Source organism: Alkalinema sp. FACHB-956, from assembly GCF_014697025.1.
Classification (GTDB): domain Bacteria; phylum Cyanobacteriota; class Cyanobacteriia; order Leptolyngbyales; family Leptolyngbyaceae; genus Alkalinema.
The window spans coordinates 190,444-207,140 of the sequence record NZ_JACJRC010000005.1; the positions used below are offsets into that span (position 1 = coordinate 190,444).

Here is a 16,697-nt window from a genome sequence, read left to right on the forward strand (position 1 = left end):
CTGCCTAACCGTTGGTATTGAGGCCCATTTCGAACCGATCGCTGCACGAGGTTTAAACGTCTATGCCGCCGAAAAATTATGACTCCCATCTCAAATGCTCTTTCTGTGGCAAGTCCCAGGAGCAAGTGCGGAAGCTCATAGCAGGCCCCGGTGTTTACATTTGCGATGAGTGTGTGGATCTCTGCAATGAGATTCTGGATGAGGAGCTGTTTGACAGTGGTTCTACCCCCCAACCCGTGCCGCGTCGGGATCAACCTGCGGAAAAACGACGCACCCGGACGTCTCCCATTAGCCTAGGCCAAATTCCTAAGCCCCGGGAAATCAAGAAATATCTTGATGAGCACGTCGTGGGACAGGACGAGGCTAAGAAGGTGCTCTCGGTGGCTGTCTATAACCACTACAAGCGCCTGAGTTATGCCGAGTCGAAGGCTGAGGGGGGTAAGACTGAAGATTTGGTAGAGCTACAAAAGTCCAATATTTTGTTGATTGGCCCCACTGGGTCAGGCAAAACGCTCTTAGCTCAGACCTTAGCGGCAATTTTGGATGTGCCCTTCGCGGTCGCCGATGCTACCACACTGACGGAAGCAGGCTATGTCGGTGAGGATGTGGAAAACATTCTGTTGCGACTCTTACAAGTGGCAGACCTTGATGTGGAGGAAGCCCAACGCGGCATTATCTATATCGATGAGATCGATAAAATTGCCCGTAAGAGTGAAAATCCTTCCATTACCCGTGACGTTTCTGGGGAAGGGGTACAGCAGGCATTGCTGAAAATGCTGGAGGGCACGATCGCCAACGTTCCGCCCCAAGGGGGACGGAAGCATCCCTATCAAGACTGTATCCAGATTGACACCAGCAATATTCTGTTTATCTGTGGTGGCGCATTTGTTGGACTGGAGAAAATTGTCGAACAGCGGATTGGCAAAAAGTCCATGGGCTTTATCCAAACCACGGGCGAAAGCCTAAGCCGGGACAAGCGAACGGCGGATGTTCTGAAAAATATGGAAGCCGACGACATTGTCAAATTTGGCATGATCCCGGAGTTTATTGGACGGATTCCCGTGTCGGCGACGCTGGATCCGCTAGATGAAGATGCGCTGGCCGCGATTCTGACGGAGCCGAAAAATGCTTTGGTGAAGCAGTATCAAAAGCTGATGAAAATGGACAATGTGCAGTTGGAGTTCCGATCGGATGCGGTTCGGGCGATCGCCCAGGAAGCCAACCGCCGCAAAACCGGCGCGCGCGCACTCCGCAGCATTGTGGAGGAACTGATGCTGGATATCATGTACGAGTTGCCATCCCGAAAGGATGTTTCGCGCTGTGTGATTACCCGCGACATGGTGGAAAAACGATCGACCGCTGAGTTACTCGTTCATCCCTCTTCCTTACCCAAACCCGAATCCGCTTAATTGCTGGCGAAGCTTAATTGCTGGCGAGATTCCCAACTATGCTTCAGCAACAGAAGTGAGCCATGGGACGTAAGCCATCATGGGAAGTGAGCCATAGAAAGTTTACAAATGAGTCCCTCGTTTTGAGTTCCTGGTAACTTGAAGACGGGGGATTTTTCGATCGAGGGTGCAGCTCCATGCCGTTTATTACAATTCGCCACTGTCCGCACTATTACGAATGGATCACGGCAGTGGGACAGCAACGGACTCACCGCCCTGTTTTAGTGTTTATCCATGGTTGGGGCGGCTCGGCTCGTTATTGGGAATCAACGGCACAGGCACTAGCCCAGAATTTTGACTGTTTACTGTACGACTTACGGGGTTTCGCCCGATCGCAGTTATCTCCGCAGAATCCCCACGATCGCTATACGCTAGATGCCTATGGGGAAGATCTGGTGCAGTTACTGCAAGCCCTTCAGGTTGACACGGCCACTGTGATTGCCCATTCCATGGGGACTTCGATCGCGGTGTATTTTCTCCAGCAATCAGCTATCCAACAATCCGCCATCCAGGTCGATCGGGCAATCTTAACCTGTGGTGGAATTTTTGAATATGACGAACGGGCGTTTGCCGCCTTTTATCGGTTTGGACAATGGGTCGTCAAATTTCGGCCCCGCTGGTTGTATCAGTTACCTGAAATGGATCGCTTACTGATGCAGCGCTTTTTGCATCGGCCTATTGGCAAGCGCGATCGCCAAGCTTTTTTAGAGGATTATCTCAACGCTTCGGAAGCCGCCGCCATGGGCACACTCTTGGATGCGGTCAGTCAGCACGCCATTGACACATTGCCCCAGCATTTTACGGATCTGTCTATCCCCACCCTGCTGATTTCAGGGCAACACGATCGGATTATTCCGCCCACCTTAGGTCAAAAGGCCGCGGCTCTTAATCCAAGGATCCTCCATCAGATGATGCCTCAGGTTGGGCACTTCCCCATGCTGGAGGATCCGGAAGGGTATTTAGCGTTGGTACGATCGTTTCTTGGGGTGGAATCCGTCATTCAACCGATTCCCGTGGGCGATCGGGGATAGCCGTTCCAGAATCGTTACATCCAGAATCGTTACACCCAGAATCGTTGCACCCAGAGAATTTATCCCAGCGTGGCTTGGAGTTGATCTAACAAGGTTTCCACATAGGAGAGTGCCCCCCGAATCGTAGCGGTGTCCTCCAGATCGACTCCGACATACTTGCGGAGGGCTTCCACCTGATCCAAACTGCCGCCTACGGACAGTAACTCCAGGTAGCCCGGAAGGAAATCTTTGCCCATTTCGCGGTACTTCTGGTAGCAGGCCAAACTGACAATATTCGACGCGGTGTATTGATAGCAGTAGAACGGTTTGAAGTAGATATGGCCAATTCTGGCCCAATCGTATTGGTGCTCTGGCAGAATTGCGATCGCGTCTCCGCCTAATTCTCCATACAGTTGCATCCAGGTATCGTTGACAAACTGACTGTTAAAACTGCCCTGGGCGGCTCGATCGTGGACGGCCAACTCCAACCGACTAATCGTGCTTTGGCGGAAGAGGAGATTGAGCTGGTCTTCCAATTGGCGAGTAATTAACGCTTTTGTCAACGTTTTATCACCCTCTGCCTGTTTCAGTAGATAATCTAACAACAACAGCTCGTTGAACGTCGAGGCAATCTCTGCAGAGACCATCGGGGGATTGCTATTGAAATAGGATTGCCGATCGCCAATCCAAGCAAAATGCAAACCATGCCCCATTTCGTGGGCTAGGGTAAATAGGGAATTGTAGTCATCCGTGTAGGATTGCAGCAGGTAGCTGTGTTTGCCATGGACGTACCAGCAGAATGCACCACCTCGCTTACCAGGACGCACCTTCGCGTCCACCCAATTACGGATAAAGAATTCCTCCGCGCGACGGGCATAGTTGACATCGAACTGTTCCAAGGCTTTGAGCAGGGTATCTACGCCATCTTTGTAGGAAATGGCAGGTAGGGCGGTGTCATCTGTTGTCCAAGGCGCATAGAGATCGGCAGTGCGGATTTTTTGGCCGAGGGCTTGGTTTTTCAGGCGGTAGTAACGCTGAAAAAGGTCGAACCGATCGCGGGTGCCGTCCATAATGGCGCGAAACACGGGTTCTGAGACTTCATCGGCCAGAAGTTGTTTTTCCAGGGTGGAGGCATAGCCCCGCATCTGATTTTCCAACTTGTGATCCTGGGCCACCGTATTAAGAATGTAGGCATACAGCGAGTTGTGTTGCTGCATCACCTGGCGAATTGATAAATAGGCTTGGGTGCGAATCTCCCGATCGGGGTGGAACGCTAACGCCCCCAGTGCTGCTTCTGTATCAGCCGTGCGGCCATCCGGTGTGGTCACAGGGGTATATGTTTGTTCACCTAAATGCACCGATCGCAGTTGGATAAAGGCTTCCCGTCCAGTCAAGCTATCTTGGTTACGGGTTTGCTCGACTTCCTCCGACAATGTGTAGGGGCGATATTTAACAATCTGCGCTAAATAATGTCGGTAGGGTTGCAATTCCGGGGCTGCTTCTAAGGCTGCAAAGACAGTGGGATCCAGCTTTTTCAACTCCAAATCAAAAAAGAGTAACTGGTTCTGGATTTGCGTATAGGCTTCCATCATCTTGTCAACGTACTGCTTTGCCTCGGTATCCTGGGTATCCGCCGAAAAGATCAAGGACGGAAATGCATAGAGATATCCTGTCCGTTCAGCGATCGCCTCCAAGATGCCCAAACAAGTTGCAATTTCTGCTGCTGTTAGGGTGTGAACCCGTCCGCGATAGGTTTGCCGAAAATCGCTCGCTTGGTGACTGAGCGCTTGTAAGTCCGCTTCCAGTGCCGGATCCTGAAAGTCTTTATACAAGTCCGATAAGTCCCAGGTGGGTGCCTCTGCCAACGCCGACAATTGGGCCTGAAGGGTTTCTGAGGCAAAGCAGGAAGAGGGGCGATCGAGCATAGATTTTACCGTGGCTATGAAATTGCAACTTGTTGAACTGAAACGAAATGAGTTGAGCACAACTCGGGCATCCGCGGCCAAGCATCTAGACCAGCGAAATGGAACAGCCTAACGCAGCCTAACCCTAACGCAGCCTAAAACGGTTATGGTGCGACACCACGAATCTTCTGCGTGTGATCGACCAAGCTTTGGACAAATTGGTCAAACCGCTGATTTAGCGCCGCATCCACCAGTTGGCCCTCCGGCGTAAAGGCTTGCCAAGCTTGACCGATCGCGACTTGTTCCGGAATGACCCATGCGTGCACCCACCGCATAATCAAGCGTAGATCATTCAAGGCATTGCTGTTGGATTGCCCACCCAGGACACTAATCAGTCCCGTCACCTTGCCCGACAGCTCTTCAAAGCTCAGCAGATCGAGGGCATTTTTCATGACACCGCTGACACTACCGTGATACTCCGGGGTGGCTAAAATTAGCCCATCGGCAGCCTTCACCGTGTCCCGTAATGTGGTGACATCGGGATAATCGGGATAGGTTTTGCCCCCGTTACAGAACGGTAAATTCATTTCCCGCAGATCTAAAACCGTGACTTCAATGCCGAAGGCTCGCACCCGATCGACCGCTTGCATCAAGGCTTGATAACTGTGGGAGTCAGGTCGCAAACTGCCACCTATGGCAACCATTTTCATTGCTTTCACCCAATAAACTTTCACACGATCAATTCAGCATTGTCAGCATTATTTGACGTTAGCGCCAACCCGTCAGACGACGCCCTTCTTCCACAGCGGCGTTGCTGCGATCGAGCGCCTCTTTGAAGGCTTGGCAAGTCGATTGAATCCAAGGACGATGCAGGATGTTTTTCATGGAGACCCTCCAACCCGGACTGCCATCAAGGCAATCAATTACTTAAACAGGTATTAACTCGAAGTCATTTCGACTACGCTTAAGATAGCAAGAACACGCCGATCTCGTCAAGCGCATCCCAGGGGAGACGCATCAAGACCCATCAACTGACCCATCAACTTAAGTTCGCCTGAGCCTTTAGGGGTCTGTGTACAAATCAAATTCCAGGGGAAAGGGGGAAGGGGTCGGTGGGTAGAGGGGGAGGGGCAGCGACATTAACGAGCAGATGTGCAAGCTGGAATCTGGCGGTAATATTGAGGGGGTGTAGGTCTAGGCTGAGCGATCGAACCCTGGCGGTATTCGGCAATCCTGCCACCCCTTCACTCGCGTCTCAATCGATTACCCAGCCGGAAGGTATTCAGTTGCTATCCAATCCCAATTCAATTCCCGAACCCACAGCCCTAGAATCTTGGGCCGCGATCGAGCTAGCCCAATTTAAGGCTAGCTTTTTGGCGCGTACCTCCCATGAGTTGCGATCGCCGTTAAATGGCCTCATTAGCAGTCTGCAAATGATCCAAGCGGATCTCTGCGACAGTCCTGAAGAAGAGCGGGAATATGTTGCAATGGCCCACAGCGCTGCCCTCAAATTGGTCGAGCTACTGGATGAGGTCATTGATGTCTCCAAGGTGCAGTGGGGATCTCGATCATTGAAACCGGAAGCGATCGATCTTGATTTACTACTGCAAGAGATTGCCTACTGCACCCACCTACAGGCCCAAAATCGTAACCTCCGTGTTTATTTTCCAGAACTAGAAGACACGATTTTGATCTATGGCGATCGGGCCTGTCTACAACAAGCGTTGACCATCTTGGTAGACATTCCCTTAACCATCATGCAGGAAGGTCAAATCTATGTGGATCTACAAGTCATCGGACAACAGGCTTGCATCCGACTTCAAGACGATCGATCTCCAGCGGATTGGGATGGGGCGATCGCAGTGCTCAACTCTCCCAAGCCTGAATTTCCCGAGCTCCAGTCCCTCCCCTCCGATCCCAGACTTCTCCCCCAATTTTCGCCCGCTTTACGGCTCCTCATCGCCAAGGAACTACTGGCCGCGAATCAAGCCAGCGTAGAGATTGTGCAGGAAACCGATCGGCCGACCCTCCTCTGTCGGCTGCCCTTAGCATCCCCCTAACCCATGCCATAGAATTGGGTCTAACCTATTTCTCCGCTTAGAAATTCAAATTTCGATCTTGTATTCCAGCGCAAATACTTCGGGATTCCAGTCCGTATAATAGAGCAATGGGTACTTTTGCGTATCCTACTCGCATTTCACGAGACACGGGGAGAAGTTCAGTCATGCCAATGATCGAAACCAAAACCGAACCCATGGTGGTGAACATGGGGCCACACCACCCAGCCACCCACGGGTGTTTTCGGTTGGTGGTCACCCTCGATGGCGAAAATGTTATTGACTGCGAACCCGTCCTAGGCTACCTCCATCGCGGCATGGAGAAGATTGCTGAAAACCGCACGACCATCATGTACGTGCCCTATGTCAGCCGTTGGGATTACTACGGCGGCATGTTCAACGAAGCGGTGACGGTGAACGCGGTGGAAAAGTTAGCAGGGATTACCGTTCCCAAGCGGGCTAGCTACATTCGCGTCATCATGCTGGAGCTATGCCGACTGGTGAATCACCTGCTCTGGTTAGGGCCATTCGTGGCAGATATTGGGGCACAGACACCCTTCTTTTATACTTTGCGCGATCGGGAAATGATTCTTGACCTGTTTGAAGCCGCTACAGGCTACCGCATGGTCAACAATAACTACTTCCGGGTCGGTGGTTTGGCGGCAGATCTCCCCTACGGCTGGGTCGAAAAGTGTATCGACTTCTGCGACTACTTCACGCCCGTCATCGATGAATACGAACGCCTCATCACCAATAACCCCATCTTCCGGCGGCGGTTGGAAGGGGTAGGCGTACTCTCCCGCGAAGATGCCATTAACTATAGCTGCTCTGGCCCCATGCTCCGGGCCTCTGGTGTGAAATGGGATCTGCGCAAAGTCGATCACTACGAGTGCTACGACGACTTTGATTGGGAGATTGCCTGGGCAACGGAAGGGGATTGCTATGCCCGCTACGTGGTGCGGATGCAGGAAATGCGCGAATCCCTCAAAATCATTCGGCAGGCGATCGCAGGACTGCCCGGTGGCTCCTACGAGAACCTGGAAGCCAAGCGTATGGTAGAAGGCCCTAAATCCGAGTGGGGAGGCTTTGACTATCAATACGTTGCCAAGAAAGTAGCCCCCACCTTCAAAATCCCCAAGGGTGAGCATTACGTGCGCCTAGAAGCGGGTCGGGGGGAGATGGGCATCTTCATCATGGGTGACGACAATATGTTCCCCTGGCGCTGGAAAATCCGGGCTGCTGACTTCAATAACTTGCAGGTCTATCCCAAGTTGGTGCAAGGCACTAAAGTGGCGGACTTGTTTGTGATTCTGGGTAGTGTGGATGTGGTCATGGGATCGGTCGATCGATAAGTCGATCGATAATTGAGTAGATGGATTGTTGATCCCCGACCCATCTGAGTTGGTGGAGTGTGCTCGAACGTTGAATGTTGAGATCTTAGAGATCCCATTTTCAAGTCGAGCTCACTTTATTCGATCGGATAATCTAGCTCGGCTAATTACGTTGTGAATAGGTTGTGGCAAAGAGAGTTCACAAGACTCTCTTTTTTGTCTTTATAGAAGGGATGACGCTACTTTTCTGATCCCCTGTCCGAGATGGTCAAGTCCTTGGCCCACGGGGTATCTATTGATACCTCGATCACTACCATCATGCTTGGGTAGGCCCCCACAAAACTTCAATATAACCGGAGAAATATCGGCGATCCCGTTACTTAACTTGGTAAAACTTTAGACATTTGACCGGGGTATTACCTTGGAATTGTTGCCAACTTGGTTGTGGTACGAAAATACTCCTTGCGCAAACCCCAATATTGCGTTTTAATCAAATCCTGCATGGTAAAAATAATCTTCTGTCAACGCGAGTTAAAACATTGAAATTTCTCTCGCAGGATTGATTTTTCTATGGGTTGACAGGGAATGGATTCGCAGAGGGCATCTTTCTTTTCTGCCCGGTTTTGTCTGTTGATTTCGCTCATTTGCGCATTTCAATCTGCATTCCACTGACTTACGCTGATTTCCATATTCGATCAAACAGCATACTGTCGCTTTGACAGTGATTTCTTGTGCTGCCATGGATTGGCGATTTCGTCAGCTTTTTTCCCGTGCAAAATTGCGTTCACTTTCCCACCCTACACAGAGAGAACTTATGAAGTACCAAGCGCAATTGACTCCTTGGGTTATCTATCAAATCTCGGCTGAACAACGCATCCCTGTGAGTCGCTTTCGCCGTCGGAACGATGCAGATGCTTACTTAAAAGTTCTGCGGAGCACAAAACCCGGTTCCGAGTTCTTAGTGGCATTCGACACTGAGAGCTTTGCACAACCTGACAAGGCAGCTGAAGGCAAGGAACTAGCAACGGTGTAGAAGTCGAGCATTCGTGGGCTAGTGATCTCAATTGGATGCAAGGATCGTTTGTGAGTTAACTGGATGAAACGTAGCAACACTGAGATCTGGGTTCGTTTCAAATTGAACGCTACGTTTGATTTAAAGATTGACTGTGAAGCTGCTGCTAGAAGGAAGTTGCGGCTAGAAAGAAGCTATTGCCAGAAGTTAACGCATTCGAAAATTGCATTATGGTCTCATTGAGCAAATGAAAGTTGTAATCTGGAAAACAATTTTCAGCAACGATCGTTGAGTTCACCTTGTGTGATCGCAAATCACCCATGACGAATAGCTCCGTTCACTCTTGTGGAAGCAAGTCTTCATGATTTTGCATCTGCAAGAGTTTGCTTATAGGCCAGCGTCATAGGTCAACGTTGGATTATAGAAATCGGATTATAGAGAAAAGTCTGATTGTAGAAAGATAGGGTTGTCGAATCTTCCACCGAATCTTCAACCCAGGTCGAGTCAGGCTCCTTTTTGAAATTTCCAATTGCAAGATTCCCAGACAAAAATCAGGCTAAACCTGCCATGGCCCTTGATGTGAGTTTATCTAATCCACCTATCTCCGATCCTGGCAACCCAGAGCTAATCCGGTTGATCGTTGACCAAATCCAGCAACGATCGCGGTTGACGTTTGCTGAGTTTATGGAATTAGCGCTCTACCAACCAGACCAGGGCTACTACGTAAGGCGTGCTTCCAAGATTGGTGCAACGGGTGATTTTTTCACCTCCCCCCATCTAGGTGCAGATTTTGGGGAGATGCTGGCAGAGCAGTTTGTTCAAATGTGGGAGATTTTAGGTCAACCGCAACCCTTTACTCTGGTGGAAATGGGAGCAGGTCAAGGTTTATTAGCCTCTGATGTTCTGCGGTACCTGACTCAGCACTATCCCGACTGTGCCCGATCTCTGCAATATTGCTTGGTGGAAAAAGTGGCCACCTTAATTGCGGCTCAGAAGCGGCAATTGATGCCTTGGATTGACCAGGGGTTAGCCATTCGGTGGACTAACTTGGAGGCATTGGCCGAGGCTCCGATCGTGGGTTGTTTTTTTTCCAATGAACTGATTGATGCCTTTCCCGTCCACCAAATTCAGATCCAGGCGGGACAACTTCAGGAAATCTATGTGGGCTGGAATGGAACCCAGTTCATTGAAATCGTCGATCGGCCCTCTATCCCGGCATTAGTGAATTATTTCGATCGCCTTGGCATTAATCTCACTGCGCCAGATTATGCCGACGGGTATCGCAGTGAGGTGAATTTGCTGGCCTTGGATTGGATGCAAGCCGTAGCGGCTGGGTTACAGCGAGGGTACGTCCTGACGATCGACTATGGTTATCCCGCTAGCCGTTACTATAGCCGTGTGCGATCGCAGGGCACGTTGCAATGCTACTACCAACATAGCCATCACAACGACCCCTATCAGCATGTCGGAATGCAAGATATTACCGCCCATGTCAACTTCACCGCATTGGAACTGCAAGGGCAGCAGTCAGGCTTACAAACCGTGGGCGTGACCCAGCAGGCGATGTTTTTGATGGCCTTGGGTTTGGGCGATCGCATTGCCAGTCTGAGTCACTCTACAGCGGAAGCCCCCCCGGAGATTAATGCCCTTCTACAACGGCGAGATGCGCTCCATTCTCTAATTAATCCAATGGGTTTGGGGAACTTTGGCGTCTTAGTGCAGTCTAAGGGGCTAGCCGAGGCTGAAAAGCAACAGGCATTAACGGGATTCACTATTCCCGATCGCATGTTTTAGCTGAAGACGGATAGATCGTTCGATCGTCGCCTTCCTCCGTGCAGCCATCTTGGTTCCCCGCGATGCAATGCCTATTAGACCTAGCAACACATAGACCTAGCATCCCAAAAATCCCAAAATCAGACAGCCCCTATAATCAACCCACAATTAACCCACAATTAAAAAGGGATACCGAATTCGGTATCCCTGAAAAATCCCACGAAAAGGTTCACTGTCACTAGCGAACTTTGAATATTCAATTGTTAGTGATTTAATGGCTGATTATTCAGTTGTCAATCAAGCCGAAAATATTTCGTTGACCTCTATTTAGTTAAGACCTATTTAATTAAGACCTCTTTAGTTCAGCAGTATTCAATTGATGGTTGAGAGGAATGGAACTTAATCGCTCGAACTCCTCATCGGTCAGTGAGATTGGATTACAAGTCACTGATTACAAGTCACTGATTGCAAGGCGTTGGGCGTAGACTAGCGGCCTAGAATATCCAAACGCACTGGCGCAACTCCAGAATCCATCACGCCAATCAGACGAGCCGCACCTGCTGATAAATCAAGGATACGTCCACCGTGGAACGGGCCACGATCGTTGATTCGTACAACCACCGATCGACCGGTATCTTGGTTTGTCACCCGCACCCGAGTCCCCATGGGCAAAGAGGGATGGGCAGCCGTCATGGCTTCTTGATTGAAAATTTCACCACTCGCGGTGTAATTACCGTCGAACCCAGGGCCATACCAGGAAGCCCAGCCTTGAATGGTTCCAACTACATTACCCAGGGCCACTTCTGCCACAGACAGACGGGCAGGCTTCCCTTCGGCTTGACTAATGGGTGTCGCTTCTCCAAATAGTCGGCGTAGACGATTGGCGACTTGTAAAGCATCTAGCTCCTTGTCGCGCTGACTATCGGGGGAGATAGTTTGAGTATCCAGGGCGACGAGTTCCAGATTGTCAGCGGTGACAATGAACTTGCCCGGTTCCGTTGGGGTCGCCGCACTTGCACCCTTCTGAGCGGCTTTCCACTTCACGGAAATTTTGTTAGCCTCGATGCCCTGTTGGTAGAGTGCATTAATCTGAGCCGCGATCGCACTCGCTCGACCTAAGGGATCCGTGGGATTCGATTGTTCAGAAACTTCTGTCGATTCGCTGTCTGCAAGCCCTCTTGCATTGGTCGAAACAGCTTTTGTTTTTCCGGTAGAGCCAAATTCCTCAACCTGCACTGCACCCATTTTGATGCCATCAGATTCTGTGGGTTGGGAACCGACGAAAGTCAGAACTGGAATGTTGCGAACGTACAGCGTCGCAGCTTGTTTTCCAGAGAGTTCGTGGGAGTAGATTTTCGCAACGGCTTCGTTGCGAAGTGCCTTACGGCTTGGATTTTGTTGTTCACCAACCTTGACTACTTCTTGAGTAGAGCTGGGAACTGATGCTGGTGAAGGATCCGCTACTTTAGCTAGCTTCTCTTCGAGGCTCACACTTTTGGGTTGAGCCAGACCAGCTTGAGGTTTTGCAGCAACACCGACGACTGTCGAAAAAATTAACAGGCCGGCTAAACTGCCAGAAATTGAGTTGTTCATACTGTCCTTAGTGTGAAGAAGCACTCTGGACGGAGCACGACAACCACGATCGCGGCCTACTTCGCTGGAAGTAGCTCGCGTGGAATTGTGGTTGATGCATAAAATGACGCATAACTCGTACTCAATCCGCGTTCATCTCTGAGTTCGGAACTGCAACAGACTAACATGAAGTTTTGGGTCTTTGTATCTAGCAACTATACGGAAGCCAGAAAACTTTACCTAAGCTTCATAAAACATAATTCCCTAAAATGCGTTTCCTGTAAACAAGATGACTCTTTTTTAAGAAAAAAGTCGAACGGGAACTTCATGAAAACTTTATATGAAATTCAGAAATCCTAGACGGGGGGTGTGAATCCAGCAAATTGAACTCGGATTGAACTGCGGAAGGATGGCATAGGGGTAAAATGACCTTTGCGGTGTTTCCGATGAGTAATTCCTATGGACTATCGATCGGCTGGTGTAGATGTTGAAGCAGGGCGCGATTTTGTCAAGCGCATCACCCAAACGGTGGAGCGAACCTACCGCCCGGAAGTGCTGGGGCGGTTGGGCGGATTTAGCGGCCTCTTCGATCTGCCGAAGGGATATTCCGAGCCGGTTTTGGTGTCGGGAACGGATGGAGTGGGCACCAAGCTGAAGTTGGCCCACCAACTCGATCGCCACGACACGGTGGGTATTGATTTGGTGGCGATGTGCGTTAATGACGTGCTGTGCTGTGGGGCGGAACCGCTATTCTTTCTGGACTATTTAGCCACTGGACATTTGGAACCCGCCCAGTTGGCGCAGGTTGTAGAGGGCATTGCTAAGGGCTGCGAATTGTCCGGCTGTGCGCTGCTGGGGGGGGAAACGGCGGAGATGCCGGGATTCTACCAAGCCGGTGAGTATGACCTAGCTGGATTCTGCGTAGGAATTGTGGAAAAAAGTCGGATCCTGGATGGTTCCCAAGTGCAACTGGGGGATGTGGCGATCGGGCTGGCCAGCAGTGGTGTGCACAGTAATGGATTTAGCCTCGTGCGGAAAATTATTGCTGACCAGGGCTTGGGTTGGGACGAGGCTCCAGCGGCACTGGGCGGCAAAACCCTAGGGGAAACGCTGTTGACTCCGACACAGCTCTATGTCAAACCTGTGCGCGAAGCCATGAAAGCGGGCCTCGAGATTCATGGGCTAGCGCATATTACTGGGGGCGGACTTCCCGAGAATTTGCCCCGCTGTTTGGGCGCTGGTCAAACGGTGAAGCTGGATCCGACATCCTGGGAAGTGTTGCCGATCTTCCAGTGGTTGGCCGAGGTGGGTCAGGTCTCACCTATTAATATGTTTAATACCTTTAATATGGGAATCGGATTAGTGGTACTGGTTCCTGCCGATCGGGCTCAAGCCAGTCTGGACTTTTTCCAAGCCCAAGACATCGCTGCCTATCGTATTGGGGAAGTGGTTGCGGGGAATGGCGAGTTGCTGGGGTTGCCGGAGTAGCCCGATGGTCAAAACGCGCAAACAGTTTGGACAACACTGGCTGAAAAGTGAAAAAGCACTGAGCAAAATTGTTGCCGCAGCGGAGTTAAAGGAAACCGATCGGGTTCTGGAAATTGGGCCAGGAACGGGAATCCTAACGCGACCGTTATTGCAAGCGGCACAGTCTGTAGTTTCGGTGGAAATCGATCGTGATCTGTGTGACTTGCTGGGGAAGAAGTTGGGAAAAATTGACAATTTTTTGTTGCTGCAAGGTGATTTCCTATCCCTAGAGTTATCGCAGTTATTACAACCCTTTGAACCGTTTCAAAACCCTAACAAAGTTGTTGCGAACATTCCGTACAACATCACTGGGCCGATTCTTGAGAAATTGCTAGGACGCATTGCAGAACCGAATCCCCAGCCCTTTGAGTCGATCGTGCTCCTAGTTCAGAAGGAAGTGGCTTTGCGGATCTGTGCCAAGGCAGGCAATCACAACTATGGTGCGCTATCAGTTCGGGTGCAATATTTAGCGGATTGTGAGTTTCTCTTTGATGTCCCTGCACAAGCATTTCAGCCGCCACCTAAGGTCGATTCTGCGGTAATTCGGATTAAGCCCCGTCCGATCGCGCAACCAGCCCAAAGTCCTAAGCATTTAGAGACGATTTTGAAGCTAGGGTTTGCCAGTCGGCGCAAGATGTTGCGGAATAACCTGAAGAGTTTAATTGAACCCGATGATCTGAATGGGGTATTAGCGTCCCTATCCCTCAATCCCCAGGTGCGGGCGGAGGATCTCAGTGTGGCGGATTGGGTCAATTTGAGCGATCGATTATTGGCGCGATCGGGAAATGAGATCTTGAACAGTGAGCGATCGGACAGCGCAAGTATGGCAAACAGGATAGAGGGAGGCTCGGAAGCATGACACGGTCTTACACACTCATTGCACCCGCAAAAATTAATCTCTATTTAGGTATTGTGGGTAGCCGAGCCGACGGGTTCCATGAGCTAGTCATGGTGCTGCAAAGTATTGGTCTGGCCGATACGGTAACGGTGCAGGAAATTCGTGGCCAGGAGATTCAGATCACCTGTGATCAGCCCGATGTGCCCGTGGATGAAACAAATTTGGCCTGGAAAGCAGCGGATTTGATGCGGCGCAATTTTCCCGAAGCGGCGGCTAAACATGGGGGGGTGGCGATCGCGATCCAAAAGCGCATTCCCATGGGGGCTGGATTAGCGGGGGGATCGGCGGACTGTGCGGCGGTGCTGGTGGGGATTGACCTGCTGTGGAATTTAGGGCTGACGCAATCGGAGTTGCAGGATTTGGCGTCTATGCTGGGGTCAGATATTCCCTTCTGTGTTTCCGGTGGCACCGCGATCGCGACGGGGCGGGGAGAAGTGCTCGATCCATTACCTGACCTCGGCAATATTTATGTGGTGTTGGCGAAGTATCGTGATTTGCCAGTATCAACCCCCTGGGCGTACAAAACCTTCCGCGCCAATTTTGGCCACACCTATCCCGAGAGTCCCGAAGCGCTGGATGGTCGCAAGCGGGCCATGCAGTCCGGGGAAATGATGCAGGCGATCGCCCACAAAGATGGGAAGGCGATCGGGCGGTTGCTCTACAACGATTTGGAAAAGGTAGTACTGCCAGAATATCCCCAGGTGCAAGCTTTGCGCGATCGTTTTGCGGAAATTGGCTGTCTGGGCACAATGATGTCGGGTTCCGGTTCGACGGTCTTTGCCTTAGCGGAATCCGAGGCAGCAGCGGAGACGATTTGTTCTAAGATGCGATCGGCGGTTCCCGATGAAGAATTGGAACTGTGGGTGACGCAATTTAACCAATCGGGTGTTCGTTTGGCTGCAACGTAATGTTGTACGGGGAATAATACATAGGAGTACAGAAATATGGCTAGCGAAGATAACAAAGATTCAATCACAAAAACCAATGCTGTACCGAATACTACACCAACACCATTACGATGTTTTTTAGGCGCGATCGTTGCCGCAGGAATCTCTTATCTGGCTTGGAATTTAACTCAGTCGATCGCCCTGGCCTTTGCCGCTAAGCAAGTCACCTCCGATAACATGATTGTGATTCGGATCTCGATCGCAGTACGAACTCTCGTGGTGGGATTATCGACCTTTGGGGCAGGAATTTTTGGGTTTGCAGCTTTGGGGTTAACTGGCCTTGGGATTAAGTTACTGATTGCTCCAGATAAACCTTCAGAAAATTCCTAAGCGAACTTGGTAAGTTGATATTACTTGGTAAGTTGATATTAATCTTGCAGTAGGGGATTTGATTAGTATCACCGATTGGGCGCAAAACAAAACCCGCATGGTCTATGACACCAGCTATGATGATCGGGGCTATGTCACCCGTGAAATCGATGCGGAAGGGACGATCGCGGATCGGATCTACGAAAAGAACAATTGGGTTAAATCGGAAACGGTGATTTCAGATCGATCGGCTTTTCTCAGAAGGCGATCGTGATTCCAAGTCATCGATCTGTTAGCCTTGATGTTCCAGCCAATTGGTGAGGTCATCGATCGACTCAAAATCGAGCAAATTTTCACCGAGGGATTCGAGCTGATCGATTGAGAGGGTGTTGATTTGATCGAGGGTGCGATCGTCAATGGAGCCAAACTTACGATTCAGTAGACGAATGAGGATCGCTCGTTCCCCTGAAATTAATCCCCGTTCTTCAGCCATGCGTTCCCATGTGGTGACATACTTCATTTGCCTTGCCTCCTCAAATGCCTTCAACTCAACCTGGAATTGCTTCTCCCACGCCTCCGGCAACCACATCAGCCAACCCAGGAAGTGGTTCATCTCCAGTATATCCTGGTCACTATAGCCACGGTCATACAGCATTGTCGTCAGACGATGCACTTCTACTAGCTTGTCCGCATAGCGTTTGGGCATTTCAGCATCCCGCACCACCTTTTGCAGCTCCTTGTCCAGAAACCGAGTTGGCGTTGACCAATCAATATCCGCTTCAATAGGAGGGAAGAAAAATGCCAGAAAATCTCTGAAATATAGTTCTATAAACGTTTTCCAGGGATTGTCATAGTCGGTCTTAGCGGTTCGCGGCTGGCTCATGGTGCGAACAGAAAAGTAGTTTAAAT

At 50.5% G+C, this 16,697-nt stretch carries 15 protein-coding genes; 11 read left to right on the top strand and 4 right to left on the bottom strand.

The features are described 5' to 3' along the window. Positions 1 to 62: 62 nt before the first annotated feature. Entirely contained in the window at positions 63 to 1,409 is a 1,347-nt protein-coding gene (gene clpX / locus H6G21_RS08895) for an ATP-dependent protease ATP-binding subunit ClpX (protein ID WP_190572827.1), read from the top strand. A gap of 176 nt (positions 1,410 to 1,585) precedes the next feature. After that, positions 1,586 to 2,479, top strand: a complete 894-nt coding sequence (locus tag H6G21_RS08900; protein WP_190572828.1) for an alpha/beta hydrolase — start codon at positions 1,586 to 1,588, stop codon at positions 2,477 to 2,479. Positions 2,480 to 2,538: 59 nt separating this feature from the next. Here the strand turns inward: H6G21_RS08900 and H6G21_RS08905 are convergent, their stop codons facing one another. Together H6G21_RS08905 and H6G21_RS08910 are read right to left on the bottom strand one after the other, a co-directional pair. Further along, on the bottom strand, positions 2,539 to 4,383 hold the full coding sequence (locus H6G21_RS08905) for a M3 family metallopeptidase (protein WP_190572829.1): 1,845 nt from the start codon (positions 4,381 to 4,383) through the stop codon (positions 2,539 to 2,541). A gap of 143 nt (positions 4,384 to 4,526) precedes the next feature. Beyond that, positions 4,527 to 5,072, bottom strand: a complete 546-nt coding sequence (locus H6G21_RS08910) for an NADPH-dependent FMN reductase (protein WP_190572830.1) — start codon at positions 5,070 to 5,072, stop codon at positions 4,527 to 4,529. Positions 5,073 to 5,540: 468 nt separating this feature from the next. Between H6G21_RS08910 and H6G21_RS08915 the strand changes: the two genes are divergently transcribed. From H6G21_RS08915 to H6G21_RS08930, 4 genes are all read left to right on the top strand, one after another. After that, a complete protein-coding gene (locus H6G21_RS08915) occupies positions 5,541 to 6,422 on the top strand; it encodes a HAMP domain-containing sensor histidine kinase (RefSeq protein ID WP_190572831.1) in 882 nt (293 codons plus the stop codon). Positions 6,423 to 6,586: 164 nt separating this feature from the next. Further along, the gene (locus tag H6G21_RS08920) at positions 6,587 to 7,771 is read left to right on the top strand and encodes an NAD(P)H-quinone oxidoreductase subunit H (RefSeq protein WP_190572832.1); all 1,185 of its coding nucleotides are present in this window, start codon (positions 6,587 to 6,589) and stop codon (positions 7,769 to 7,771) included. A 793-nt stretch (positions 7,772 to 8,564) separates the two neighbouring features. Then, positions 8,565 to 8,783: a hypothetical protein gene (locus tag H6G21_RS08925; protein WP_190572833.1), complete on the top strand. Its 219-nt coding sequence runs from the start codon at positions 8,565 to 8,567 to the stop codon at positions 8,781 to 8,783. A gap of 546 nt (positions 8,784 to 9,329) precedes the next feature. Beyond that, on the top strand, positions 9,330 to 10,556 hold the full coding sequence (locus H6G21_RS08930) for a class I SAM-dependent methyltransferase (protein WP_190572834.1): 1,227 nt from the start codon (positions 9,330 to 9,332) through the stop codon (positions 10,554 to 10,556). A 465-nt stretch (positions 10,557 to 11,021) separates the two neighbouring features. Here the strand turns inward: H6G21_RS08930 and H6G21_RS08935 are convergent, their stop codons facing one another. Beyond that, positions 11,022 to 12,128 carry a septal ring lytic transglycosylase RlpA family protein gene (locus H6G21_RS08935; RefSeq protein ID WP_190572835.1) on the bottom strand — a complete coding sequence of 369 codons (1,107 nt, stop codon included), beginning with the start codon at positions 12,126 to 12,128 and terminating at the stop codon, positions 11,022 to 11,024. A gap of 438 nt (positions 12,129 to 12,566) precedes the next feature. On the opposite strand from H6G21_RS08935, the gene purM reads away from it, so the two are divergent. From purM to H6G21_RS08960, 5 genes are read left to right on the top strand one after another with little or no spacing between them, the layout of a single operon-like run. Continuing rightward, entirely contained in the window at positions 12,567 to 13,595 is a 1,029-nt protein-coding gene (gene purM / locus H6G21_RS08940) for a phosphoribosylformylglycinamidine cyclo-ligase (protein WP_190572836.1), read from the top strand. A 4-nt stretch (positions 13,596 to 13,599) separates the two neighbouring features. After that, on the top strand, positions 13,600 to 14,493 hold the full coding sequence (rsmA, locus tag H6G21_RS08945) for a 16S rRNA (adenine(1518)-N(6)/adenine(1519)-N(6))-dimethyltransferase RsmA (protein ID WP_190572838.1): 894 nt from the start codon (positions 13,600 to 13,602) through the stop codon (positions 14,491 to 14,493). After that, positions 14,490 to 15,440 (top strand): 4-(cytidine 5'-diphospho)-2-C-methyl-D-erythritol kinase, encoded by a 951-nt coding sequence (gene ispE, locus H6G21_RS08950; protein ID WP_190572840.1) that lies wholly within the window; start codon positions 14,490 to 14,492, stop codon positions 15,438 to 15,440. The genes rsmA and ispE overlap by 4 nt, the downstream gene beginning before the upstream one ends. Before the next feature lie 36 nt (positions 15,441 to 15,476). Continuing rightward, the gene (locus tag H6G21_RS08955) at positions 15,477 to 15,809 is read left to right on the top strand and encodes a DUF3082 domain-containing protein (protein ID WP_190572842.1); all 333 of its coding nucleotides are present in this window, start codon (positions 15,477 to 15,479) and stop codon (positions 15,807 to 15,809) included. A gap of 58 nt (positions 15,810 to 15,867) precedes the next feature. Then, complete coding sequence (locus H6G21_RS08960; RefSeq protein ID WP_190572844.1) at positions 15,868 to 16,062, top strand: hypothetical protein; 195 nt, start codon at positions 15,868 to 15,870, stop codon at positions 16,060 to 16,062. A gap of 18 nt (positions 16,063 to 16,080) precedes the next feature. Here the strand turns inward: H6G21_RS08960 and H6G21_RS08965 are convergent, their stop codons facing one another. Then, on the bottom strand, positions 16,081 to 16,671 hold the full coding sequence (locus H6G21_RS08965; protein ID WP_199307111.1) for a DUF4351 domain-containing protein: 591 nt from the start codon (positions 16,669 to 16,671) through the stop codon (positions 16,081 to 16,083). Positions 16,672 to 16,697 lie beyond the last annotated feature (26 nt).